This is a genomic window from Sphingomonas flavalba (assembly GCF_004796535.1).
Taxonomy (GTDB): domain Bacteria; phylum Pseudomonadota; class Alphaproteobacteria; order Sphingomonadales; family Sphingomonadaceae; genus Sphingomonas_L; species Sphingomonas_L flavalba.
Genome location: NZ_SPHY01000003.1, coordinates 1 through 23,634, shown reverse-complemented (window position 1 = coordinate 23,634; position 23,634 = coordinate 1). Strand labels below are relative to the sequence as shown.

Sequence of the window (23,634 nt, the reverse complement as noted above, 5' to 3'; positions counted from 1 at the left end):
CGGCTGACCATCGACGCCTATGCGGGCGTGCCCGAACCGGGTGCGTGGGCAATGCTGATCGCCGGCTTCGGCCTTGCCGGCGGCGCCTTGCGAAGCCGTCGGCAGCCGCGCACCGCCCGCGCATAGCGGCGCGTGGGGGTGGCGACCCCGGCGTTTGTGCATTAGGCATGTAATATCAACGAGGTATATTGCCGCGCATCCAACTAAGCTAGGCTCCGTTATTCATGCCGACAATCCAGGGATTCGTGCTACAAGCTGCCATCACCGGATTCATTCCGAGCAACTTGTGACTGAGGGACGTTGTGCCCTCGCTCCTTCGGGAGGCCCCCGCCATGGACATCAACGAATTGCTCGCACGTGAGCAGGTATCCCTAATGTGCGCCGCCAACGCCCGGCACGGCGCCGCACGCGACGCCCATCTTGGGCTTGCCGAGCTATATGCCGGGCGCGTCCGCAAACTGGCAGGCCGCCTGAAAGCGGCAAATAAGGTAGCGGCGGGATGCACGCCCCTGACACGTGAACATATTGCACTGTTCGTCCCCGGCTCGCGGGATGGTTACGGTCGCGCCTAGGTCGGTCGGCCCCGCGTCCGTTCATGCGAGCAAATCTCGCGACCCACGCCGGAGTGCGTTTTATGGACATCAATAAACTGCTCGAACGTGAGCGGTCGGCGCGGGCTCGCGCGGCCGCTTCCAACAGCGATGTGGACCGTTGCGCCTTACTCGACATTGCCGATCATTATGCGGAAAGGATGTGCCGCCTCGCATATCGCAACGGCCCCGGTGCATCGACCTCTCTGGATGTCCGGCTTGTGCGCACGTCTGACGGCAGCGCCGAGCCGGCGCGATCCTTTGTCAGGGCGGAAGGACCAGCGCTCCAGCGGGCAAATGACAATAACGGGGCAAATGACGAGAGTTAGGATTGCCGCGTATTGCTAGCAGCTGACCGCCATCCCGTTGCGTGCCGCCCTGCGGCGGATCCGGCCATCACATCCGGAGCGAGGCGGAGATCGCGCAGTATAAAAAGCGCCATCCGCTCGGCGCAAAAGCGCGGTTGGCGCCGGCAATCACCTGCTGGACCGGCCAGCGGCGCGGCGACGCACGACTGTTCGGCCTAAGGCATGTCGTGCGCGGCAAGATCAATTTTCAGGCGAGCAAGAATGGCGCGGATCTGTGGCTGCCGGCCGCGGGGGACCTGCGCCGCGCGGTCGAACGGCTTTCGGATCAGGAAACAGGTGGATGAGGCCTGAATTTGCCTAACCTAGAAGAAAATGCAGGAAATACAATCAATTAGTGAAGGATATGGCGACCCCGGCGTGACTCGAACACGCAACATCCTGCTTAGAAGGCAGGTGCTCTATCCAGTTGAGCTACGGGGCCGTGCGCCGTTCGCTAGCAAGCCGCGACGCGATTGCACAGAGGCGAAACCGGTCTAAGACTTGGCCGATGGACAGCAACTTGGGGCCGGCGGCGACAACCGCCAATGCGCTGGCGGGCACGCATTTCCGCTATTTCGATTTCGTGATGGCGGCATTCGTCGCCATCCTGCTGCTGTCGAACGTGATCGGCGCGGCCAAGGTCGCCAGCGTCGGCGGCTTCCTGTTCGGCGCCGGCATCCTGTTCTTTCCGCTGTCCTACGTGATCGGCGACGTGATGACCGAGGTCTACGGCTATGCCCGCGCGCGCCGGTGCATCTGGGCCGGGTTCGGCGCGATGTTGTTCATGGCGCTGATGAGCTGGGTGGTGGTCAGCCTGCCGCCGGCGGAGGGCTGGGACGGACAGAGCGCCTATGAAGCGGTGTTCGGCCAGGTGCCGCGCATCGTCTTCGCCTCGATCGCCGCCTTCTGGGCCGGCGAGTTCGTCAACAGCTTCGTGCTGGCGCGGATGAAGATCATGACCGGCGGGCGGATGCTGTGGGCGCGCACCATCGGCTCGACGATCTTCGGCCAGGGCGTCGACAGCCTGATCTTCTACCCGCTCGCCTTCCTCGGCGTGTGGGAAACCCACCAGGTATTCGTCGTCCTCGCCACCAACTGGGCGCTGAAGGTCGGCTGGGAAGCGGCGCTGACCCCGGTCACCTACATCGTCGTCGGCTGGCTGAAAAAACGCGAGGGCGTCGACGTGTTCGACGAGGGCACGGAGTTCACCCCGTTCCGGACGCGGGTGTAATCAGGCAACGGCTTCCAGCAGGCTTTCGAACAGGCGGCGGCCGTCGCTGCCGCCATGGGCGGGGCCGATCATCCGTTCCGGGTGCGGCATCATGCCGAGCACGTTGCCGGCCGGGTTCAGGATGCCGGCGATCGCGCGGGCGGCGCCGTTGACCGGCTCGGCATAGCGGAAGGCGACGCGGCCTTCGCCTTCCAGCCGGTCGAGCGTCTCGGCGTCGGCGGCGTAGTTGCCGTCCTGATGGGCGACCGGGATGCGGATCGTCTCGCCGGCGTCATAGCGCTGGGTGAAGACCGACTGGCTGGTGCCGACGGTCAGCGCGACGTCGCGGCAGACGAAGTTCAGCCCGGCATTGCGCATCAGCGCGCCGGGCAGCAGCCCGACCTCGGTCAGCACCTGAAAGCCGTTGCAGATGCCGAGCACCGGCACCCCGCGCTCCGCTGCCGCGACCACCGCCGCCATGATCGGGCTGCGCGCCGAAATCGCGCCGCAGCGCAGATAGTCGCCGTAGGAAAAGCCGCCGGGCAGGCCGACCAGGCCGATGCCGTCGGGCAGGCTGGTTTCGCGGTGCCACACCATTGCCGGCGCGGTGCCGGTCACCTCGTGCAGCGCGGTCGCCAGATCGCGGTCGCAGTTCGATCCGGGAAAGACGATGACCGCGCTTTTCATCACATGTCCTCGATGCGGAAATTCTCGATCACGGTGTTGGCGAGCAGGCGGTTGCACATCGCCTCGATCTCCTCGCGGCTGGTTCCGTCGGCCAGATCCAGCTCGATCAGCTTGCCGGCGCGCACGTCATTGACTCCGGTGAAGCCGAGGGCGTGGAGCGCGTGGTGGATCGCCTTGCCCTGCGGGTCGAGAACGCCGTTCTTCAGGGTGACGAAAATGCGGGTTTTCATGGATGCTGCTGGTCCCGGGGGCTGGTCGCCGTCCCTATGCCGCCAGTCGGGCGTGGGGGCAAGGATCAGCGCTCAGAAATAGCGGGCCAGTTCGAACTGCATCCGGTGGCGGGCGGTGTCGTACAGCGCGATGTGCGACGCGTTGCGGCTGTAGGTGTAGGTGACGGACGGCGAGAAGCCGAGCACCCGGATCGAGCGCAGGCCGACATAGGCGCGGCCGTAGAGCCGCCAGTCCTTGCGCGCGTCGAAGCTGAGCAGCGGGATCGGCGCGTCGTACCAGGCGCGCGACACACTGCCGGACAGGCCGGCGTTGATGCCGTGGCGGAGCTCGCCGCCGATACCGGCGCTGACGCCCAGCTCGGTGTTCGCATAGGCATCGCCGCGCAGATCCTCGCGCCGGACGAAGCCGGTCAGCGACGCGATCATCGAACGGCGGACGACCCGCTCGTAGCTGGCCGACCCGCCATAGCTCCAGCCGCCATACTGGCTGCCATAGTCCGAATCGTAACGGCGGATCTCGATCCGGCCGCTGACCCGCTGGCCGGCGGACAGGTCGCGCTGGTAGCTGATCCGCGCGCCGCCGCCCTTCTGCACCGCGGTGCCGCCGTACCAGCGGACCAGGCCGAGTGCCTGGATGCTGGCGCGGGTGCGGGAACTCAGCGTCGCCTCCGGCCCGGCGGCGAGCAGCAGCGATATGTCGTCGTTGCTGGTGCCGCGCTGGTTGGTCGCCTGGGCGCTGGCGTCGATCGCCAGCGCGATCTTCTCGCTCAGGCCAAGCCGCATCCCGCCCTGGGCGCCGAACGTCTGGCCGACGCCGGACCGGCGCCGGGCGTCGCGGCCCAGTTCGAAGGCGATCGGCTGGCCGTTGATCTGCAGGGTGCTGTTCTGGGTTTCGGCGTTGGTCGCGCTGTTGACGTTGCTGTCCGGAGCCAGGCCGAAATCGAAGTTGAAATACCAGTTGCGCCGGTTGCGGATGATCGCGCGCGAGCTGCGGATCGTCCGCTCGATCTCCGGCGGCAGGCTGGATGCTTCCTCCGCCAGGCGGAAATGGTGGTCGGCGGCGGCGTCCTTGCCCTGCAGCATCAGCGCGCGGGCCAGTTCCAGCCGCGCGCGGGTCATGTCCGGCCGGTCGCGCAGCACCGCGCGGAACGCGGCGACGGCGCCGTCCAGGTCGCCGGTCTCGACCGCGACGTAGCCGAGCAGGAACTGTCGCTCCATCTTGTACTGCGGCGCGTGCTCCAGCGCGGCGAGCAGCGGCTTCGCCTCGTCGAACTTGCGGTCGAGGACCATCCGCTCGGCGACGCGCAGCACCTCGGCGGCGGTCATCCGGGCGCTGCATCCGTCGGCGGTGCAGGTCGGCGTCTCGGCGGCGAGCGCCGGGGTTGCGGGGAGCAGGCTCACCGCAACCGTCGCCAGGAGCATGCGCATGGCTATTTCTTGCCGGTGAAGGCGCCCAGAATGTCGATCCGCTGGTCCGGCGTGCCGCCGACGATGCGGAAGCCGCCGCCGATTTCCTCGGCCGCCGGGCCGTAGAAGGCGCCGTCCAGGCTCGATCCGGCGATGGTGACCGGGTGGTCGCCGCCGCCCGGCGCGGTGAAGCCGGCGCTGTTGAACACGCCGATGAAGCCGCCGGCATTGACCAGGTCGATGCGTCCGGTGCCGCTGGCGGTGAAGGTGGTGCCGGCCGGCAGGATGCTGGCGGACGAGTCGGTGTAATAGTCGACCTGCGGCGCGAAAACCGTACCGTTCAGCGTCGCGGTCAGCGTCGACGCGCCGAAATCGACGTCCAGCTTCGACGTGCCGCTGATCCACTGGAAGAAGGTGGGCAGTTCGGCGACGGCATTGCCCTGATAGACGCCGTCGAAGGTCGGGTTGTAGACCATCGTCGCCAGCATCGCGCCGGTATAGCTGCCGCTGCCGGTTTTCGGCACCGCGCTGGCGGCGGTCATCTCGCCATAGGCGAAGGCGCCGCGCTCCAGCTTCCACGTCGCCTGGAAAGCGTCCTGCGCGCCGATCTGGATGTTGTGCCAGCTCATCGAATTGCGGACATAGCCGGCATAGGTGACGTATTTGGTCGTCGACCCCGGAACCTCGTAGAAGAAGCTGGTCGCCTGATAGGTCGATCCGTCGGTGCCGATCGCGGCGTTATGGTTGTCGCCGGGGTCCACCGCGCCGGTGCCGCTGCCGCGATAGGGCGACAGCGGGTCGCCGTCGCCGGCCTGCAGATAGCGGATGTTCGGGTTGTTCAGGTTGGGCGTGCCCCATTGCGGTTCGAGCGTGCCGGAAAAGTCGGTCCGCGATGCCGGGTCCTGAAAGCGGGTCTGGGTGTCGGCGCCCGATTTCGGGTCGGTGACGGTCAGCGTGAAGATCGCGTCGCGCGGGTCGTAGGCGATCGATATGCTCGAATTGCGCACGCTCGTCGCGTTGCCGGCAAAGGTCTGCGCCTGCTGGCCGCAGCAGTTGCGATCGTCGGTGGAATACTGGAACACTTGGCTGCCGCCGATGCCGACATAGGTCTTGGCGGCCAGCGGGGTGACGAAACTGTGGACCTGATTGGGGGTGGCGGGCGGCGGCGTGCTGCTCGCGGTCTGCGGGCCGCCGCCCGAACAGGCGGCCAGCGCGGTGGTCGCGACCAAGATTGCCCAAATACGCATGCTAGATCCCCATTGCCCGCACGGCGAACGCCCGCGCTCTCTGGCCGGTTCGTAACGAACGATGGTTAAAAGGAGCTAAATGACGCGCGCCGCCGCACGCGAATGCGACGAACCGAAAACCGCCGGATTCCGGCTCTTTCTCGTCCAGCCCCCTCCGTCATCCCGGCGAAGGCCGGGTTCCTGCGGGTGGGGCCGCGTAGCGCCGGAGATGCCGGTTTTTTTGCCGGCATGATGTGGAGACAGGTGGCGGGTTTGCGCCGGGCCGCCGGGCTATTTGCCGCGGCGCTTGCGGTGGCTTTCCAGGTCGAGCACGGCGCTGTCGGCACCTTCGGGCAGCAGGCCCAGCCGGCGGGCGACTTCCTGATAAGCCTCGACCTCGCCGCCCATGTCGCGGCGGAAACGGTCCTTGTCCAGCTTCTCGTTGGTCGTCGCGTCCCACAGCCGGGCGCCGTCGGGGCTGATCTCGTCGGCCAGGATCAGCCGGCTGTAGTCATTGTCCCAGATCCGGCCGAATTCCAGCTTGAAGTCGATCAGGCGGATGCCGATGCCGGCGAACAGGCCGGACATGAAGTCGTTGATGCGGATCGCCATGTCGGCGATGTCGTGCATCTCGTCCTGGTTGGCCCAGCCGAAGCAGGCGATATGCTCCTCGGAAATCAGCGGATCGCCGAGCGCGTCGTCCTTGTAGTAATATTCGATGATCGTGCGGGGCAGCGGCGTGCCTTCCTCGATCCCCAGCCGCTTCGACAGGCTGCCGGCGGCGACATTGCGCACCACCACCTCGATCGGCACGATTTCCACCTGGCGGATCAGTTGCTCGCGCATGTTCAGCCGGCGGATGAAGTGAGTCGGCACGCCGATGTGGCCGAGCAGGGTGAAGATATGCTCGGAAATCCGGTTGTTCAGCACGCCCTTGCCGCTGATCGTGCCCTTCTTCTGCGCGTTGAACGCCGTCGCGTCGTCCTTGAAATACTGGATCAGCGTGCCGGGTTCAGGGCCTTCATAGAGAATCTTGGCCTTGCCTTCGTAGACCTGGCGACGACGAGCCATGTGGCGGACCTCCTGCGGGCGCGGCGCGCATGCGTCGGCGCTTGAAACGAATGACGCCCCGGACGCGCGGCGAACCGTGCGCGCGTGCCGAGGCGGACGCAGCGGCCTATAGCGGAAGCGGGGGGGACAGGCAATTGACGACGCTTCGGCGCGCCCCGGGCTCCGTTCATCGCCGGTTAGGCGAATCGGTGGCAGGGGAGAATCATCGTAAACGCCGTGGCAAGAACGACTTCGGTCTGCTAAATGGCCGTTTGTCGATACCCGTCGTGTCGATGCGTAAGGAGGGTCGCAGTCCATGTTGAAGGAAGCTTTGACGTCCAGCACGGCGAAGCTGATCGCTGCCTGTGTGTGTCCGGTCGCCGGCACCACGGCGCTGACCGTTTCGGTGCCGCAGGTGCGCCAGGCGGTTCACAAGGCCACGGCGCCGGCGCCGAAGGCGCGCGCCAAGCCGAAGGTGCGCCCCGCCGCGCAGCCGGCCGCGCCGCAGGTGGAATGCCCCGCCGATACGCCGATCCTGCTCTCCGGCTATTCGATCGCGCCGCTGACCGACCTGCCGCCGGAACGCTTTGCCGGCGGGCCGGGCGGCGGCGACCCGGGGGGTGGCCCCGGTGGTCCGGGCCCGTGGGGGCCGGGGCCGTGGGTTCCGCCGGGCATCCCGTTCGTGCCGCCGCCGGTCAACCCGCCTGTCGTTCCCCCGGTCAATCCGCCGGTCACGCCCGGCGTGCCGGAACCGGCGACTTGGGCGCAGCTTATTCTCGGCTTCGGCATCATCGGCGCCAGCGCGCGGGTGACCTACAACCAGCGCAAGCGGCGCGGCGAATCGGCCTGATCCGGGATCGGGCCGCGCTTGCCGGCCAGCTTGTCAGGGGGTCATGAAAAAAATCCGCGCGGATCAATTGCTTGTCGATCGCGCGCTCGCCGAAAGCCGGGCCCGCGCGCAGGCATTGATCCTCGCCGGGCTGGTATATTCGGGTGATAAGCCAGTCGGAAAGGCCGGCCAGCCGCTCGCGCCCGACGCCCCTCTGTCGGTGCGCGGCCGCGATCATCCCTGGGTGTCGCGCGGCGGCATCAAGCTCGACCATGGCCTCGCCCATTTCGGCTGGGACGTCACCGGTGCGGTAGCGATCGATGTCGGCTCGTCGACCGGCGGCTTCACCGACGTGCTGCTCAGCCGCGGCGCGGCGCGGGTCTATGCCGTCGACTCGGGCACCAACCAGCTGGCCTGGAAGCTGCGCCAGGACCCGCGCGTCATCGTCCACGAACGCACCAGCGCCCGGGTGTTGACCGCCGAGCATATCCCCGAGCCGGTCGACCTGATCGTCTGCGATGCCAGCTTCATCGGCCTGGCCAAGGTGCTGGAGCGGCCGCTGACCTTCGCCGCCCCCGCCGCGCGGCTGATGGCGCTGATCAAGCCGCAGTTCGAGGCCGGCCGCGCCGATGTCGGCAAGGGCGGCGTCGTCCGCGATCCGGCGGTGCGCGACGCCGCCTGCCGCGCGGTCGCCAACTGGGTGGCCGCGCAGGGCTGGCAGGTCGCCGGCATCGTCGAAAGTCCGATCACCGGCCCGCAGGGCAATGTCGAGTTCCTGATCGCCGCGCATCGTGGCTCGCCGCCGGTGGAGCAACGCCCGGCGCTGTGCTAGCGGCGCGCGATGCTTACCCTCTCCGGCATCACCGTGCGGCTTGGCGGCCGCACCATCATCGACCGCGCGACCGCGGCACTGCCGCCGCGCGGCCGGATCGGGCTGATCGGCCGCAACGGCGCCGGCAAGTCGACGCTGATGAAGGTGATGATCGGCCAGATCGATCCGGATGACGGCACCGTCGACCTGCCGCGCGACACCCGCATCGGCTATATCGCCCAGGACGCACCCGCCGGCACCGCCACCCCGTTCGAGACGGTGCTCGCCGCCGATACCGAGCGCGCGGCGTTGCTCGCCGAAAGCGAGACCTGCGCCGACCCCGACCGGCTGGGCGACATCCACGAGCGGTTGAACACGATCGACGCCTATGGCGCGCCGGCGCGGGCGGCGCGCATCCTCGTCGGCCTCGGTTTCGACGAGGCGATGCAGGCGCAGCCGCTCGACAGCTTTTCCGGCGGCTGGCGGATGCGCGTCGCGCTTGCGGCGCTGCTGTTTTCCGGGCCTGACCTGCTGCTGCTCGACGAGCCGTCGAACCACCTCGACCTGGAAGCGACGCTGTGGCTGGAGAATTTCCTGAAGGACTATCCGGCGACCGTGGTCGTCATCAGCCACGAGCGTGATCTGCTGAACAAGGTCGTCGACCATATCCTCCACCTGGAGCAGGGCAAGGTGACGCTCTACCCCGGCGGTTATGATGCGTTCGAGCGGCAGCGCGCCGAACGACTGGCCCAACTGTCCGCCGCCCGCGCCCGCCAGCAGGCGGAGCGAGAGAAGCTGCAGGCCTTCGTCGATCGCTGGCGGGCCAAGGCGAGCAAGGCCAAGCAGGCGCAGAGCCGGATGAAGGCGCTGGAGAAGATGCGCCCGATCGCCGCCGCGCTGGAAGACCCGACGCTGTCCTTCGCCTTTCCCAGCCCGCCGGAGATGCGGCCGCCGCTGATCACCCTCGACATGGCGGCGGTCGGCTATGGCGGCACCCCGGTGCTCCGCCGGCTGAACCTGCGCATCGACCCGGACGACAGGGTCGCGCTGCTCGGCCGCAACGGCAACGGCAAGACGACGCTCGCCCGGTTGCTGGCCGCGCAGTTGCCGGCGATGGAAGGGGCGATGAACGCGTCGGGCAAGATGAAGGTCGGCTATTTCACCCAGTATCAGGTCGAGGAACTGGACGCCGACGCCACTCCGCTTGAACATATGACCCGCCAGATGCCGGGCGCGACGCCAGCGGCGGTGCGCGCGCAGCTTGGCCGGTTCGGCTTTTCCGGCGATCGGGCGACCCAGCGCGTCGCCAGCCTGTCCGGTGGCGAGCGGGCGCGGCTGGCGCTGGCGCTGATCACCCGCGATGCCCCCAATCTGCTGATCCTCGACGAGCCGACCAACCATCTCGATGTCGATTCGCGCGAGGCGCTGGTCCAGGCGCTGAACAGCTATGACGGCGCAGTCGTCATCGTCAGCCACGACCGGCATATGATCGAGCTGGTCGCCGACCGGTTGGTGCTGGTCGACGACGGCGAGGCGAAGGAATTTTCCGGCACGCTCGACGATTACACCGATCTGGTACTGGGGCGGGGTGGCGGTGCGGTGACCGACGACGACGCGAAGGTGAAGGGCGGCCGCAAGGCCGACCGCCGGGCGGCGGCCGAGGCGCGCGAGCGGAACCGGGTGCTGCGTACCGCCGCCGGCCGCGCTGAACGCGCCGTCGCCGAACTGAGCGAGGAGCGTAGCCGCATCGACCGCGCGCTGTTCGACCCCGCCGCCGCCGGGCCGGGCGAGCGTGATTGCACGGTGACCGAGTTGATGAAGCGCCGCGCCGATGTCGAGAAGCGGCTGGAGGCGGAGGAACGGCGCTGGATCGATGCGATGGAGACGATCGAGGCGCTGGCCGACGCCTGAACCCGCCGGGTCGCGCGCCACGCTGCTTTCTTGACAAGCCGTCGGCTTGTGCCATGCTTATGCCCATGACCGGCCCGCGGCATATCCAGCGAATATTCGCCAGAAAGAATCTGATCGCCGGATTCTAGTCCCGGCTCGGATTCCGCGGTTCCGAGCCACGCCGTTCCGGCGCACCGCCCCAACGGGCCTCTTTTCCGGTTTATATCCTATTATCCGTTATTTCCCGTCCGTCGGGCCAGAAGGCAGATTGCAATGAAGACTCCGTCACGCAGCCCATCGAAGCCCCGGATCGTCCTGTGCGAGGAAGATCACGACCGGCTGAGCGCCCTTGCCGACGCCGTGGCCGACAACGCGCCGGACCTTGCCGACGTGCTGACGGCGGAGATGCAGCGCGCCCGCGTGGTCAAGCGTTCGGCGCTGCCCGACACCGTCGCGCGCATGGGTTCGCGCGTCACCTTCCGCACCGAGAACGGCCGCGAGCGCACAGTGACGCTGGTCTTCCCGAAGGAGGCGGACATCGCCCTCGGCCGCCTGTCGATCCTGACGCCGGTCGGCGTCGCGCTGATCGGCCTCAGCGAAGGGCAGAGCATGCGCTGGACCGGCCGCGATGGCACCGACCACGAACTGACGGTGCTCGGCGTCGCGCAGGACGCCGACGTCGCCTGACCTCGCCCGCGCCCCGGCTCAGACGGCGCCGGAATCGACGGCGGCGATGAACGCCTCGATCCGGTCGTCGAGCAGGTAGGGCACGGCGCGGCGCACCCGTTCCTCCGGCCAGTTCCACCAGGCGATTTCGACCAGCCGGGCGATCACCTGTTCGGAAAAGCGCAGGCGGATCAGCTTCGCCGGATTGCCGGACACGATGCCGTATGCGGGCACGTCGCGGGTGACGACGGCGCGGGCGCCGATCACCGCGCCGTCGCCGATCGTCACCCCGGACAGGATCAGCACGTCGCGGCCGATCCACACGTCGTTGCCGATGACGACGTCGCCGCGTGTGCGCGGATGCCCGGTGATGTGGCCGTATTCCGGGATGATGTCGGAAAACGGGTAGGTGGAGACCCAGTCGGTCCGGTGCTCGCCGCCGAGCAGCAGGGTGACGTTGGCGGCGACCGAGCAATAGGCGCCCATCACCAGATCGGCGTCGCCGGGGTAGGAGGCGATCGACAGGTCGCCGTAGCTGCCGCGCCCGATCCGGTATTGCGGATAGGTTTCGTCCAGCATCCAGACCCGCGGCGCCCGGCCGAGCAGGCCGTTGAGCAGCGCAGTCAGCCGGCGTCTGACGGACAATGGTCTCATGCGGCCCCCCTCGGCACGTAACGCCGCAGCGCTGTAACGCGGGCATGGAGTTCGGCCGGCATCGTCCGCCAGGCGAGCAGGCTCATCGCCGCGGTCAGCACCAGCGCCGCCACCCACCAGGCCGGCTGGCGGTAGGAAAGGACGGCGGTTGCGACGACGCCAAGGGTGAGCAGCGCGGCGTTGGCGGCGATCAGCCGCTGATTTTCCAGCCGTCCGGCAGCGGCGACCGACATCAGGATGAAATCGGCGGCGCAGCGGATCGAGAAAACGATGGCGCAGCCGATCAGGCCGAATTGCTTCATGCCGAAGTACAGCGCGACCAGATAGAACGGAATCTGGACGAGCAGCAGCTTGGTTACCAGGTCGGGCCGGCCAGTCCCCTGCAGGCGGCTATAGGGGATGACGGCAAAGGCGTTGATCCAGAAGCCGAGGATGATGATGCCGCCGACCGCCGCCGCCGGCGCACCGAGCTTTGGCCCGATCCACAGGTCGAGGAACGGGTGGAGCAGGAACAGCGCGACCATGATCGGCGGGCCGAGCACGCTGAGCAGCGCGAGCAGCGCGGTCGACGAGATGCGCGCCTGCTCTTCCGGCGCGGCGGTCGGCAGGCGCGGGAAGATCGCGCTGACCAGCGCATTGGGCAGGATGGCGATGCGCTGGGCCAGCTGGAACGGCACGGTGTAGACGGTGACCGCCGTCGCGCCGAGGATCGCGCCGATCGCGAAGCGGTCGACGATGACCAGCGCCGGCCCGAAAATGGCGGTCAGCGTCACCCAGCCGCCATAGGCGAGCAATTCACGGGCGCGGCCGGCGTCGAAACGCATGCGCTCGCCGCGCAGGACGAGTTGATGGCAGCGAACCCACATGAACAGGATCGCCACCGCCCGCGCCGCCAGCGCCGCCGCCAGAAGGCCCCATATGTCCGGCCCGATCAGCCAGGCGACGGCGAGCGGGAAGATCTGGAACAGCGCGGTCGAGGTGACCGACAGGATGTTGACTTCCAGAAAGCGGTCGCGGCCCATCAGCGTGCCGGTCAGCACCCCGGTCATCGTCGCGATCGGCACCGATGCGGCGAGCAGCGGCACGCTGGCCATGATCTCCGGCCGCAGCGCCTCGTCGACCTTGAAGACATGGGCGAAGAAATAGCCAGCGGACGGCCACAGGATCGCCGCGCCGACCAGCCCCATGACGATGTTGACCATGATCGCCGACCAGAACACGTCGGCACGCTCGGCCGACGGCGCGTCGCGCAGGGCGGAGATATGATAGGTTGTCGCCCGGCCCAGTCCCAGATCGAACAGGCCGAAATAGCCGAGGAACAGCCAGGCGATCGACAGCACGCCGTAGCGGTCGTCGCCGATCAGCCGCAGGTAGAGCGGTACGGTAATCAACGCCAATGCAATCGGGATGGCGGCGCCAACCAGATTGTAGTTGGTATTGCGGCCGATGCTCACCCGCGCGCGTCCTCCGCCAGATCGAGCAACGCGCGGCCATAGGCGGTCTTTTCGAACAGCCTGCCGCGCGCGACGAGCTGGTCGCGGTCGATGAAGCCGTTCTTGAACGCGATTTCCTCAAGGCTGGCGATCTGGACCCCTTGCCGCTTTTGGAGGGTGCGGACGAATTCGCTCGCCTCGATCAGGCTGTCGTGGGTGCCGGTGTCCAGCCAGGCATAGCCGCGGTTCATTTGCTCGACATACAACTCGCCCGCGTCCATGTAGAGGCGGTTGAGATCGGTGATCTCCAGCTCGCCGCGCGCAGACGGGCGGACTTGGGCCGCGAGGTCGCAGACCCGGTCGTCGTAGAAATAGAGGCCGGTCACCGCATAGTTGGATTTGGGTGCCGTCGGCTTCTCCTCGATCGACAGTGCCCGGCCGCCTGCGTCCAGCTCGACGACGCCATAGGCGTGCGGGTCCTCGACCCGATAGGCGAAGATGGTGGCGCCGTGCGTGCGTTCGCGCGCGCGTTTCAGGATCGCGCTCAAGCCCGCGCCGAAGAAGATGTTGTCGCCCAGCACCAAGGCGCCGGGGCCGCCGGCCAGGAAGGTGCGGCCGATCAGGAATGCCTGGGCCAGCCCCTCTGGCCGCGGCTGCACCGCATAGGCTATGCTGAGGCCGAACTGGCCGCCGTCGCCGAACAGTCGCTGGTAGTTGTCGAGATATTCGGGCGACGAGATGATCAGTATCTCGCGGATGCCGGCCATCATCAGCACCGACATCGGGTAATAGATCATCGGCTTGTCGTAGATCGGCAGCAGCTGCTTGTTGATCGCCAGCGTCGCCGGGTGGAGCCGGGTGCCGCTGCCCCCGGCAAGGATGATGCCCTTCATGCGCTTTCCGCTTCCAGCAGTTCGTCGAGGATGGCGTCGATCGCCTCGCGCCACGGCCGCGGCGCTATAGCATAGTCGCGGCCGATCTTCGCGGTGGCGAGGCGGGAATTGGCCGGCCGCCGCGCCGGCGTCGGGTAATCGGCGGTGGCGATCGGGCGGACGACCGGGGTGAAGGCGGTGCGTTCGAACACCGCCGTCGCCAGATCGAACCAGCTCGCCGCGCCGGCGTTGACGAAATGATAGGTGCCCGCCGGGCCGCCCGTGGTGGCGATCCGCAGCAGCGCTTCGGCGATGTCCTCGGCCGAAGTCGGGCAGCCGACCTGGTCGGCGACGACGCCCAGTTCCGGCCGCTCGGCGCCGAGGCGCAGCATGGTCTTGACGAAATTGCGGCCCCACGGGCTGACCACCCAGGCGGTGCGCAGGATGACATGGTCGGGGGCGGCGGCGCGGACCGCCTGCTCGCCGGCCGCCTTCGATGCGCCGTAAACGCCGAGCGGCGCGATCGGATCGTCTTCTTCGTAGGGGGTCGGCTTGCTGCCGTCGAAGACATAGTCGGTCGACACATGGATCAGGCGGATGCCGCGCGTCGCCGCCGCCTCTGCCAGCAAACCGGGCGCGGTGGCGTTCACCGCATGTGCCGCTTCCGGCTCGCTTTCCGCCCGGTCGACGGCGGTATAGGCGGCGCAATTGATGATTGCCGCCCAGTCGCCGCCGGCAACCGCCGCCGCGATCGAATCCGGCGCGGCCAAGTCCAGCGTATCGCGGCCGGGGGCGACGACGGTCGCGCCGAAACGGTCGGCCAGCCGGCGCAGGCCGGTGCCGACCTGCCCGCTGCCGCCGGTGACCAGGATCGCCGGGCGCGTCACGGCTCAGGCGCTCTTCAGGCCAAGCCGCTCACCGGCATAGGCACCGGACTGGATCGGGCGCCACCATGCCTCGTTGTCGAGATACCAGTGGATCGTCCGGTCGATGCCGGTCTCGAAATTCTCGCGCGGGCGCCAGCCCAACTCGCGTTCCAGCTTGGTCGCGTCGATCGCATAGCGGAAATCATGGCCCGGCCGGTCCGCGACGAAGGTGATCTGGTCGCGGTAGCTCTTGCCGTCGGCGCGCGGGCGGATGCGGTCGAGCGTGTCGCAGATCGTTTCCACCACCGCCAGGTTGGTGCGTTCCGAATGGCCGCCGACCATATAGCTTTCGCCGGGCGTGCCGCGTTCGAACACCGTCGCCAGCGCGCGGACATGGTCGTCGACATACAGCCAGTCGCGGACGTTCTGGCCGGTGCCGTAGACCGGCAGCTCCTCCCCGGCCAGGCACTTCAGGATGACCAGCGGGATAAGCTTTTCCGGGAAATGATACGGCCCGTAATTGTTCGAGCAGTTGGTGATCAGCGTCGGCAGGCCGTAGGTGTGGTGCCAGGCGCTGACCAGATGGTCCGACCCCGCCTTCGACGCCGAATAGGGCGAGCGCGGATCGTAGGCGGTATCCTCGGTGAAATAGCCGTCCTCGCCGAGCGCGCCGAACACCTCGTCGGTTGAGATGTGGTGGAAGCGGAATGCCGCCTTGCCGGCGTCGTCCAGACCGCGCCAGTGGTCGAGCGCCGCCGCCAGCATGGTGAAGGTGCCAACCAGATTGGTCTGGATGAACTGCGCCGGGCCATCGATCGACCGGTCGACGTGGCTCTCGGCGGCAAGGTGGGTGATGATCTGCGGCTGGAATTCGGCGATCAGCGCCGCGATCCTGTCGCGATCGCACACGTCGGCGCGGACGAAGCGGTAGCGGTTGCTGTCGGCGACCGGCGTCAGCGAGGCGAGGTTGCCCGCATAGGTCAGCGCATCGACGTTCAGGACGCTGTGCTCTGTCTCGGCGATCAGATGGCGGACCAGCGCCGAGCCGATGAAGCCGGCCCCGCCGGTAACCAGGATACGCAACGCACTCATGACAACTCCGTCAGGGTCAGCGGCACGCCGTCATAGGCGAAACCGGTTTCGATCCCGTTTAGCCGGGGCAGCGCCCGGTCCTTGTCCGAAAGCTGCGGCGCCGCCCCGTCCAGCGGCCAGGCGATGGCGACGGCCGGGTCGTCCCAGGCGATGCCGGCATCGCTTTCCGGCGCGTAGAACGCCGACGTCTTATAGGCGACCTCGCAGTCCGGCTCCAGGGTCAGGAAGCCATGGGCGAAGCCGGTTGGGATATAGAGCTGTTCGCCGCCTTGCGCGGTCAGCGTCGTCGCCACCCACTGGCCGCATGTCGGCGAACCGGCGCGGATGTCGGCGGCGACGTCCCAGATCCGGCCGCGCAGGCAGCGGACCAACTTGGCCTGCGCATGCGGCGGGCGCTGGAAATGCAGGCCGCGCAGTGTCGCCGCCGGCCGCGACAGCGACTGGTTGTCCTGCACGAAGGCGTCGGCGATGCCGAAACCCTGGTAGCGCGCCTGGTTGTAGGTCTCGCTGAACCAGCCGCGTGGGTCCTCGAAGCGCCGGGGGACGATCTTGAGGACGGCCACGCCTCAGCCCTTTGCCTGTTCGAGCGAACTGTCGCCGGACGCGCCGCGGCCGATGCCGACGTAAGAAAGGCCGGCGCGCTCTGCGTCGTCGGGCGCGTAGATGTTGCGCAGGTCGACGAGCAGCGGGTTGCGCATCGTCGTCGCGATCCGGCGCAGGTCGAGGGCGCGGAACGCGTCCCATTCGGTGATGATGACCAGCGCATCGGCGCCGTCGGCGACGGCGAGCGCATTGTCCTTGAAGCCGATGCCGTCGAGCACCGCCTTCGCCGTTTCATGCCCTTCCGGGTCGTAGGCGACGATGTCCGCCCCGGCGTCGCGCAGCACCGGCACGATCGACAGCGACGGCGCGTCGCGCATGTCGTCGGTGTTGGGCTTGAAGGTCAGGCCGAGCAGGCCGATTCGCTTGCCCTTCACGTCGCCGCCCAGCGCCGCGATGATCTTGTGGCCCATCGCCACCTTGCGCAGGTCGTTGGCGGCAACGGTCGCGTCGACGATGCGCAGCGGCACGTCATGCTCCTCGGCGGTGCGCAGCAGCGCCAGCGTGTCCTTCGGGAAGCAGGAGCCGCCATAGCCCGGCCCGGCGTGCAGGAATTTGGAGCCGATGCGGTTGTCGAGACCGATGCCGCGCGACACGTCCTTGATGTCGGCGCCCGCCTTTTCCGCCAGGTCGGCCAACTCGTTGATGAAGGTGATCTTGGTCGCAAGGAAGGCGTTGGCGGCGTATTTGATCAGTTCCGCCGTGCGCCGGCCGGTGAACAGGATCGGCGAACGGTTAAGGTAGAGCGGCCGGTACAGTTCGCGCATCACATTCTGCGCGCCGATGTCGTCGGTGCCGACGACGATCCGATCGGGGCGCTTGAAATCTTCGATCGCGGCGCCTTCGCGCAGGAATTCCGGGTTGGAGACGACGGCAATCGCGACATCGGGCCGCGCCTCTCCGACGATCGCCTCGACCTTGTCGCCGGTGCCGACCGGCACGGTCGACTTGTTGACCAGCACCGTCGGCCCGGTCACCGCCTCCGCGACCTCGCGCGCGGCGGCGAAGACGTAGCTCAGGTCGGCATGGCCGTCGCCGCGCCGTGACGGGGTGCCGACCGCGATGAACACGGCGTCGGCGCCCGCCACCCCGGCCTTGATGTCAGTGGTGAAGCTCAGCCGCCCGGCGCGGACGTTGCTGGCGACCAGCGCGTCCAGCCCCGGCTCGTAGATCGGGATGCGGCCGTCCTTCAGCGCGGCGATCTTCGCGGCGTCCTTGTCGACGCACACCACTTCGTGGCCGAAGTCGGAAAAGCAGGTGCCGGAAACCAGTCCGACATAGCCCGAACCGATCATGGTGATTTTCATGGAAACCTCATCGCTGTGCGCGGCTTCGTTAGCGATGCCGATAGCCCGGCGCCACCCGCAAACAAGGTTATTGCCGCCGTTCCGGACCCGTACGGCCGCGAATCGGCGCGGCGGTGGTCATTCGCCCCCGGACAGGAACTGCGCGGTCGACGCGGCGATGGCGCCGTCCTCCGGTTCCGCACGGCCGCCGAGGCAGCGCGCGAGAAACGCCTCGGCGATCGCGTTGAAGGCGATGTTGTTTTCCGGCCGGTGGAAGCCGTGCCCTTCGTCGGGGAACAACACATAGGTGACGGGAATCGCCTTCGCCTGCATCGCCGCGACGATCTGGTCCGATTCCGCCTTGTTGACCCGCGGGTCGTTGGCGCCCTGGCCGATCAGCAGCGGGCGGACGATTCGCTCGGCGCTGTAGAGGGGGGAGGCGCGCTTCAGCGCCTCCAGCCCTTCCGGCGTGTTCGGGTTGCCCATGCGCTGGTGGAACTGCTCGATCCCCGCCGCCCAGTAGGGCGGGATCGTCTTCAGCAGCGTTTCCAGGTTGGACGGGCCGACGATGTCGACGCCGCAGGCGAACACCGTCGGGGTGAAGGCCAGTCCGGCAAGCGTCGCATAGCCGCCATAGGAGCCGCCCATGATCGCCACCTTGTCCTTGGCGGCGATCCCCCGCGCGACCGCCCAGTCGACCGCATCGATCAGGTCGTCGTGCATCTTCAGGCCCCATTGCCGGTCGCCGGCGCTGATGAACGCCTTGCCGAACCCGGTCGAGCCGCGAAAATTAACCGACAGCACCGCATAGCCGCGGTTGGCCAGCCACTGGTGGTAGGGGTTGTAGCCGTAACCGTCGCGCGCCCACGGTCCGCCATGGACCAGCAGCACCATCGGCATCGGCGTGTCCGGTATGCCGTCGCCATCGGTGTCGTTGCCCGGCGGCAGGCTGAGATAGGCGGTCAGGGTCAGCCCGTCGCGGGCGGCGATTTCCAGCGCCTGCATCGCGACCAGCGGCGCGTCGGCCAGTTCCGGCCGGCTGACGTAGAACAGGCTGAGCGTGCCGGCGGCGCGATCGTAGAGATAGACGGCGGGCGGCCCGGTCACCGGGTCGACGGCGACGGTCCACTTGTCATCGGCGTCGGTGCGGGCGGTGACGGTTATGTCGCCGTCCAGCCGCTCGCGCAGGAAGGCGAGCGATTCGCCGACCGCCGGCGCCGTCGCCGTCCATTCGGTACGCAGATAGGTGGCGGCCCAGGCGTCGACGACGCCGGTCACCGGATGCGCCATCACCGCGCCGATGTCGGCGCGCGGATCCTCGGCGACGATCCGCGTCGCGCCGCTCGCCACGTCCTGGGCGATCAGCGCGGCGGTGTCGCGACCGCGGCTGTCCAGCCAGTAGAGGGTCGCGCCGTCGGCGGTGAAGCCGGCCGGCTGGGTGGTCAGCGCGTCCTCCAGCGTCGTCGTGCCGAACGGATCCTCGGCGACGACGCCGTCGACGATGTGGAAGAAATCAAACCCGCCGGCGGCGTTCGGGCGCAACGCCATCCGCAGGTCCAGATTGTCGTCGGCGAGGAAACCGGCATAGCCGTCGCCGCGCAGCATCTCGGTCAGCGCGCCGGTGGTCAGGTCGAGGCTGTGTACGTCGTGCCAGCGCGCGTCGCGGTTGTTGAGGCCGACGAGGATGCGGTCGCGGATGCGGTGGGACGTGCCGATCACCATCGCGCGCGTGTTGTCGAACGGGGTCAGGCAGGTTTCCGCGCCGGTCGCGACGTCGACGCCGTAGAGCAGGAAATTCTCGTCGCCGCCCTTGTCCTGCACGAACAGGATGCGGCTGCTGTCCGGTGCCCAAAAATATTCGCCGATCGGCCGCTCCGTCTCGGCGGTCATCGGCCGGGCGGCGGCGCTGTCGGCGGTGGGCGCGATCCACACGTTCATCACCCCGTCGCGCGGCGCCAGCCAGCTCAGCCAGACGCCGTCCGGGCTGATCCGGCCCATTGCCCGGCTCGGATTGCCGAACAGCCTGGCGCGGGCGATCAGCGGGGCGGCGGGGGCGGGCGGTGCGGTACGGCTACTCATTCCCGAACAAATAGTGGCATCGCCGGCGCGGGCAAGCTCGCCCGTGCCAAATCAGCCGGCGGGCTTGCGGCGCAGCGGTACGGGCACGTTGCAGACGTCGGCACCACCGGCAGGCAGGTTGAAGAAGGCGTCATGGCGGTTGGCGCGCGCCCGCGCATAGGTGGCGAAGGCCGGGCTGTCGGTCGAAAGATATTGCCAGGCCGGGGCGCCCGCGTCCGGATCGCCGCGCCGGATGCGGGCGATCGGCACGTGCCGTGCGGCATCGGCATAGACGCCGAGCGCACCGTCGCCGCGCGGCAGGGCGCTCAGCCGCTCGATGCCGTCGACGACGCGACCGACCAGCGCAACGTTGCGGTCAAGGTGGCGCGGTGCATGACCGATCACCGCGTACAGCTCGGCCCCGGTGCCGGTATCCGGGCTCATGTCCCGACCGACGCCGACCATGCCGTAGCAATGGACCAGCCAGCCATTGCCCTTGCCGTCGGTCGCGACCGGCCAGCCGCCGGCATGGCCGGTCTGGCGCGCATAGGCATCGGGGAAGCCGAGCGCGCGAAAGCCGGTGCCGGCGAGCGGCCGCTGATATTCGGCGGGTGGCTTGGGCTGGACGGCGGCGGGCGCGGCGCGGGTCGCGTCGCCCCACTGGACGACGTAATTGTCCTGCACCCGGTTGATGCCGGCGCCGTCCCAGAAGCGGGCGTCGGCGAAAGCGGCGATGTTGGCGATGTGCACCGGCGCCCAGCCGGGGGCGAGCTGGATCGTCACCGTGCCGCCGTCAGCCAGGGTCATGACCAGCAGGTCCTGCGGCGCGATGTCCCGCCATGCCGCCTCCGGCGCCTGGGCGACGATCTCGGCGGGGGACAGGCTGGCGGCGGCCGCGGCGGCGAGGAGGGAGAGCAGCATCGGTGGAGGATGGCACGAGCGATGCGCGCCGAAAAGAGGGTTCGAGTCATCCTGGCAGGCGATTCCGCCTGTAACGAAAATGCTTTAGGGCGGCGTCGTGGACATGCAGGACATCATCCGCGCCAAGCGCGACGGGCGGGCGTTGGATCGCGAGCAGATCGACGCGGTGGTCGTCGCCCTTGCCGACCGATCGATCGCGCTGGAGCACGCTGCCGCGCTGGCGATGGCGATCTACCTGAACGGCATGGATGCCAGGGAGACGGCGGCGCTGACTGGGGCGATGGCGCGGTCCGGCACCGTCATCGACTGGCGGGCGGAGGGGCTGCCCGGCCCGGCGCTCGACAAACATTCGACCGGCGGCGTCGGCGACAAGGTCAGCTTCCTGCTCGCGCCGATCATCGCGGCGTGCGGCGGCTATGTGCCGATGGTCGCCGGGCGCGGGCTTGGCCATACCGGCGGGACGATCGACAAATTGTCGGCGATTCCCGGCTACGACGCCTTTTGCGGGTCGGACCGCTTTCGCGCCGTGGTGCGCGAGGCGGGCTGCGCGATCGTCGGCCAGACGCCGGACATCGCGCCGGCGGACGGGCTGCTCTACGCCGTCCGTGACGCGACCGCGACGATCGAGTCGACGCCGCTGATCACCGCCTCGATCCTGTCGAAGAAGGCGGCGGCCGGGGTCCAGCATCTGGTCATGGACATCAAGACCGGGTCGGGCGCGTTCGTGCGCGATGCGGTGGAGGCCTGGGTGCTGGGCGACGCGATCGTCGCGGCGGCGGCGGCGATGGGCATGCCGGCGGCGGCGCTGGTCACCGACATGGGATCGGTGCTGGGGACGAACGCCGGCAATGCGCTGGAGGTCAGCGAAGCGATCGCCCATCTGACCGGCACCGCCCGTGACCCGCGGCTGCACACGGTGACGATCGCGCTGTGCTCGGAATTGCTGGTAATGGGCGGCCTTGCCGCCGACCCGGCCGATGCCGCGGCGCGCTGCGAAGCGGCGCTGGCCAGCGGACGGGCGGCGGAGGCGTTCCAGCGCATGGTCGCACTGCATGGCGGCCCGGCCGACCTGGTCGAGCGACCGGCGCGACATCTGGCGCAGGCGCCTGTGGTTCGGCCGGTACCGGCGCCGGACGGCGTCGTCCAACGGGTAGACGCGCGCGCGATCGGCGAGGCGATCATCGGCCTCGGCGGCGGCCGGCGGCGGATCACCGATGCGATCGACGTATCGGTCGGGTTCAGCGCAGTCGCGCCGGTGGGGGCGCCCGTCGGCAGCGGGCGGCCGCTGGCGCTGGTCCATGCCGCCGACGCGGCGGCGGTCGAGCGCGCGATTGCCGAATTCCAAAACGCCGTTATCGTCGGCGACGAAGCGCCCCGTCCGGCGGCGTTGATCCGCAGCCGTTAGGGGACGCCGGCGCGCATGACCAAATGGCTGATCGGCATTGCCGGCATCTTGGCGATCCTCGGCATCGCCTGCCTGCTGTCGTCCAATCGCCGGGCGATTCGCCCGCGCGTCGTCTGCGCCGCCTTCGCATTGCAGGCCGGGGTCGCCATCCTCGTGTTGTACGTGCCCTGGGGGCGGGCGGTGCTGGAATTCCTGTCGGGCGGCGTCGCCAATCTGCTCGGCTATGCCAAGGCGGGGACCGATTTCATCTTCGGGCCGCTGGCGGCGCCCGGCGTCGGCGGGGCCAGCTTCGCCATCGCGGCGTTGCCGGTCATCGTCTTTTTCGCCTCGCTGGTCGCCATCCTCTACCACCTCGGCGTCATGCAGTTCATCATCCGCTGGCTGGGCGGGGCGATCGAGAAAGTGATCGGCGTGTCGAAGGTCGAGTCGCTGTGCGCGGCCGCCAACATCTTCGTCGGCCAGAGCGAGTCGCCGCTGGTCATCCGCCCCTATCTGGCCGGGCTGACCCAGGCGCAGCTTTTCACGGTGATGACGTCGGGCATGGCCGGGGTCGCCGGCACCATCCTTGCCGCCTATGCGTCGATGGGCATCCGCATCGACTATCTGCTCGCCGCGTCGTTCATGTCGGCGCCGGGCGGCATTTTGATGGCCAAGATCATCATGCCGGACGTGCCGCCGTCGCCGTTGCGCGATGCCCGGGCGGACGCCGAGGCCGAGGCGCTGGTCATGTCCGAGGCGCATTATGACGAGGAAAAGCCGGCCAACATCATCATGGCGGCGGCGCAGGGCGCACAGACCGGGGTGAAGCTGGCGGTAGCGGTCGGGGCGATGGTGCTGGCCTTCGTCGCGTTGGTCGCGCTCGCCAACGGCATCCTGACCGGGATCGGCCACTGGTTCACCCCGCACGACATCACCTTTCAGGGCCTGCTCGGCTATGTGTTCGCGCCGGTGATGTATTTGCTGAACGTGCCGTGGGACGAGGCGCTGAAAGCCGGCGGCCTGTTCGGCGAGAAGATCGTCCTCAACGAGTTCGTCGCCTATATCGATCTGGGTGCGATCCAGTCCGGGCTGGCGCCGCACACCGTTGCCGTCGTCACCTTTGCGCTGTGCGGTTTCGCCAATTTCAGCTCGATCGCGATCCAGATGGCGGTCACCGGCAGCCTGGCCCCCAACCAGCGGCCGGAGATCGCCCGGCTGGGCCTGAAGGCGCTGGCGGCGGGGTCGCTCGCCAACCTGATGAGCGCGGCCTTTGCGGGGCTGTTGCTGGCGCCGTAGCGGAACTGACCCGTCATTCCGGGGTACGCTGGAATCTGCCTGTCTTGCGAAAGGCGCCTAGGCTCAGGACCCATTGATGTGAGAGGCTCGATCTGATTCAGGCTCCGTAAGGAGACTGAGCATGAGCGACCTGTACTGGCTGAGTGACGAGCAGATGGATCGTCTGCGGCCCTATTTCCCCAAGAGCCACGGGAAGCCGCGGGTTGACGATCGGCGGGTGTTGAGCGGT

General features: G+C 68.3%; 24 protein-coding genes, 1 tRNA gene and 2 pseudogenes. 12 read left to right on the top strand and 15 right to left on the bottom strand.

Features of this window, described 5'->3' with window-relative positions; genetic code table 11:
* Window positions 1-21 precede the first annotated feature (21 nt).
* The 4 genes and pseudogenes from E4A53_RS15070 to E4A53_RS03785 all read left to right on the top strand — a co-directional run.
* A pseudogene (locus tag E4A53_RS15070) lies at window positions 22-126 on the top strand (PEPxxWA-CTERM sorting domain-containing protein); the annotation flags it as partial.
* 206 nt (window positions 127-332) lie between these two features.
* Window positions 333-572, top strand: coding sequence for a hypothetical protein (locus E4A53_RS03795; protein ID WP_136161803.1), 240 nt, complete (start codon window positions 333-335; stop codon window positions 570-572).
* Window positions 573-634: 62 nt separating this feature from the next.
* Window positions 635-919 (top strand): hypothetical protein, encoded by a 285-nt coding sequence (locus E4A53_RS03790; protein WP_136161802.1) that lies wholly within the window; start codon window positions 635-637, stop codon window positions 917-919.
* Between the two features lie 41 nt (window positions 920-960).
* Window positions 961-1,242: a site-specific integrase gene (locus tag E4A53_RS03785; protein ID WP_136161801.1), complete on the top strand. Its 282-nt coding sequence runs from the start codon at window positions 961-963 to the stop codon at window positions 1,240-1,242.
* Between the two features lie 60 nt (window positions 1,243-1,302).
* Here the strand turns inward: E4A53_RS03785 and E4A53_RS03780 are convergent.
* A tRNA-Arg gene (locus tag E4A53_RS03780) sits at window positions 1,303-1,379 on the bottom strand.
* Between the two features lie 66 nt (window positions 1,380-1,445).
* On the opposite strand from E4A53_RS03780, the gene E4A53_RS03775 reads away from it, so the two are divergent.
* The gene (locus tag E4A53_RS03775; RefSeq protein WP_136161800.1) at window positions 1,446-2,168 is read left to right on the top strand and encodes a queuosine precursor transporter; all 723 of its coding nucleotides are present in this window, start codon (window positions 1,446-1,448) and stop codon (window positions 2,166-2,168) included.
* On the opposite strand, the gene purQ is transcribed toward E4A53_RS03775, so the two are convergent.
* The 5 genes from purQ to purC all read right to left on the bottom strand — a co-directional run bounded on the left by purQ (window position 2,169) and on the right by purC (window position 6,768).
* Entirely contained in the window at window positions 2,169-2,834 is a 666-nt protein-coding gene (gene purQ, locus E4A53_RS03770) for a phosphoribosylformylglycinamidine synthase subunit PurQ (protein WP_136161799.1), read from the bottom strand.
* The gene (purS, locus tag E4A53_RS03765) at window positions 2,834-3,064 is read right to left on the bottom strand and encodes a phosphoribosylformylglycinamidine synthase subunit PurS (RefSeq protein ID WP_136161798.1); all 231 of its coding nucleotides are present in this window, start codon (window positions 3,062-3,064) and stop codon (window positions 2,834-2,836) included. Before purS ends, purQ begins: the two co-directional genes overlap by 1 nt.
* A gap of 72 nt (window positions 3,065-3,136) precedes the next feature.
* Window positions 3,137-4,492: a surface lipoprotein assembly modifier gene (locus E4A53_RS03760; protein WP_136161797.1), complete on the bottom strand. Its 1,356-nt coding sequence runs from the start codon at window positions 4,490-4,492 to the stop codon at window positions 3,137-3,139.
* Between the two features lie 2 nt (window positions 4,493-4,494).
* The gene (locus tag E4A53_RS03755) at window positions 4,495-5,718 is read right to left on the bottom strand and encodes a transferrin-binding protein-like solute binding protein (RefSeq protein WP_136161796.1); all 1,224 of its coding nucleotides are present in this window, start codon (window positions 5,716-5,718) and stop codon (window positions 4,495-4,497) included.
* Between the two features lie 270 nt (window positions 5,719-5,988).
* Entirely contained in the window at window positions 5,989-6,768 is a 780-nt protein-coding gene (gene purC, locus E4A53_RS03750; RefSeq protein WP_136161795.1) for a phosphoribosylaminoimidazolesuccinocarboxamide synthase, read from the bottom strand.
* Window positions 6,769-7,063: 295 nt separating this feature from the next.
* On the opposite strand from purC, the gene E4A53_RS03745 reads away from it, so the two are divergent.
* The 4 genes from E4A53_RS03745 (at window position 7,064) to rnk (ending at window position 10,964) form a co-directional block, all read left to right on the top strand.
* Window positions 7,064-7,597, top strand: coding sequence for a PEPxxWA-CTERM sorting domain-containing protein (locus E4A53_RS03745; protein ID WP_136161794.1), 534 nt, complete (start codon window positions 7,064-7,066; stop codon window positions 7,595-7,597).
* Window positions 7,598-7,640: 43 nt separating this feature from the next.
* Window positions 7,641-8,408: a TlyA family RNA methyltransferase gene (locus E4A53_RS03740; protein ID WP_136161793.1), complete on the top strand. Its 768-nt coding sequence runs from the start codon at window positions 7,641-7,643 to the stop codon at window positions 8,406-8,408.
* A 9-nt stretch (window positions 8,409-8,417) separates the two neighbouring features.
* Window positions 8,418-10,298 carry an ABC-F family ATP-binding cassette domain-containing protein gene (locus tag E4A53_RS03735; RefSeq protein ID WP_136161792.1) on the top strand — a complete coding sequence of 627 codons (1,881 nt, stop codon included), beginning with the start codon at window positions 8,418-8,420 and terminating at the stop codon, window positions 10,296-10,298.
* Between the two features lie 252 nt (window positions 10,299-10,550).
* A complete protein-coding gene (rnk, locus tag E4A53_RS03730) occupies window positions 10,551-10,964 on the top strand; it encodes a nucleoside diphosphate kinase regulator (RefSeq protein ID WP_136161791.1) in 414 nt (137 codons plus the stop codon).
* Window positions 10,965-10,982: 18 nt separating this feature from the next.
* On the opposite strand, the gene E4A53_RS14995 is transcribed toward rnk, so the two are convergent.
* The 9 genes from E4A53_RS14995 to E4A53_RS03685 all read right to left on the bottom strand — a co-directional run bounded on the left by E4A53_RS14995 (window position 10,983) and on the right by E4A53_RS03685 (window position 20,725).
* Window positions 10,983-11,597 (bottom strand): CatB-related O-acetyltransferase, encoded by a 615-nt coding sequence (locus E4A53_RS14995; RefSeq protein ID WP_168694305.1) that lies wholly within the window; start codon window positions 11,595-11,597, stop codon window positions 10,983-10,985.
* Window positions 11,594-13,051: a flippase gene (locus tag E4A53_RS03720; RefSeq protein WP_136161790.1), complete on the bottom strand. Its 1,458-nt coding sequence runs from the start codon at window positions 13,049-13,051 to the stop codon at window positions 11,594-11,596. Before E4A53_RS03720 ends, E4A53_RS14995 begins: the two co-directional genes overlap by 4 nt.
* Window positions 13,048-13,923, bottom strand: a complete 876-nt coding sequence (gene rfbA, locus E4A53_RS03715; RefSeq protein WP_136161789.1) for a glucose-1-phosphate thymidylyltransferase RfbA — start codon at window positions 13,921-13,923, stop codon at window positions 13,048-13,050. Before rfbA ends, E4A53_RS03720 begins: the two co-directional genes overlap by 4 nt.
* Entirely contained in the window at window positions 13,920-14,789 is an 870-nt protein-coding gene (rfbD, locus tag E4A53_RS03710) for a dTDP-4-dehydrorhamnose reductase (protein WP_136161788.1), read from the bottom strand. The genes rfbA and rfbD overlap by 4 nt, the downstream gene beginning before the upstream one ends.
* A gap of 3 nt (window positions 14,790-14,792) precedes the next feature.
* Window positions 14,793-15,851, bottom strand: a complete 1,059-nt coding sequence (gene rfbB, locus E4A53_RS03705) for a dTDP-glucose 4,6-dehydratase (protein WP_136162055.1) — start codon at window positions 15,849-15,851, stop codon at window positions 14,793-14,795.
* A 5-nt stretch (window positions 15,852-15,856) separates the two neighbouring features.
* Window positions 15,857-16,423: a dTDP-4-dehydrorhamnose 3,5-epimerase gene (rfbC, locus tag E4A53_RS03700; protein ID WP_136161787.1), complete on the bottom strand. Its 567-nt coding sequence runs from the start codon at window positions 16,421-16,423 to the stop codon at window positions 15,857-15,859.
* A gap of 3 nt (window positions 16,424-16,426) precedes the next feature.
* A complete protein-coding gene (locus E4A53_RS03695) occupies window positions 16,427-17,767 on the bottom strand; it encodes a UDP-glucose dehydrogenase family protein (RefSeq protein WP_136161786.1) in 1,341 nt (446 codons plus the stop codon).
* 117 nt (window positions 17,768-17,884) lie between these two features.
* Window positions 17,885-19,825: a S9 family peptidase gene (locus E4A53_RS03690; RefSeq protein ID WP_136161785.1), complete on the bottom strand. Its 1,941-nt coding sequence runs from the start codon at window positions 19,823-19,825 to the stop codon at window positions 17,885-17,887.
* Window positions 19,826-19,876: 51 nt separating this feature from the next.
* Entirely contained in the window at window positions 19,877-20,725 is an 849-nt protein-coding gene (locus tag E4A53_RS03685; RefSeq protein ID WP_136161784.1) for a peptidylprolyl isomerase, read from the bottom strand.
* A 103-nt stretch (window positions 20,726-20,828) separates the two neighbouring features.
* Between E4A53_RS03685 and E4A53_RS03680 the strand changes: the two genes are divergently transcribed.
* From E4A53_RS03680 to E4A53_RS03670, 3 genes and pseudogenes are all read left to right on the top strand, one after another.
* Entirely contained in the window at window positions 20,829-22,130 is a 1,302-nt protein-coding gene (locus E4A53_RS03680) for a thymidine phosphorylase (RefSeq protein ID WP_136161783.1), read from the top strand.
* Window positions 22,131-22,145: 15 nt separating this feature from the next.
* Entirely contained in the window at window positions 22,146-23,405 is a 1,260-nt protein-coding gene (locus E4A53_RS03675; protein ID WP_136161782.1) for a NupC/NupG family nucleoside CNT transporter, read from the top strand.
* A 121-nt stretch (window positions 23,406-23,526) separates the two neighbouring features.
* Window positions 23,527-23,634: pseudogene (locus E4A53_RS03670) on the top strand (IS5 family transposase); the annotation flags it as partial.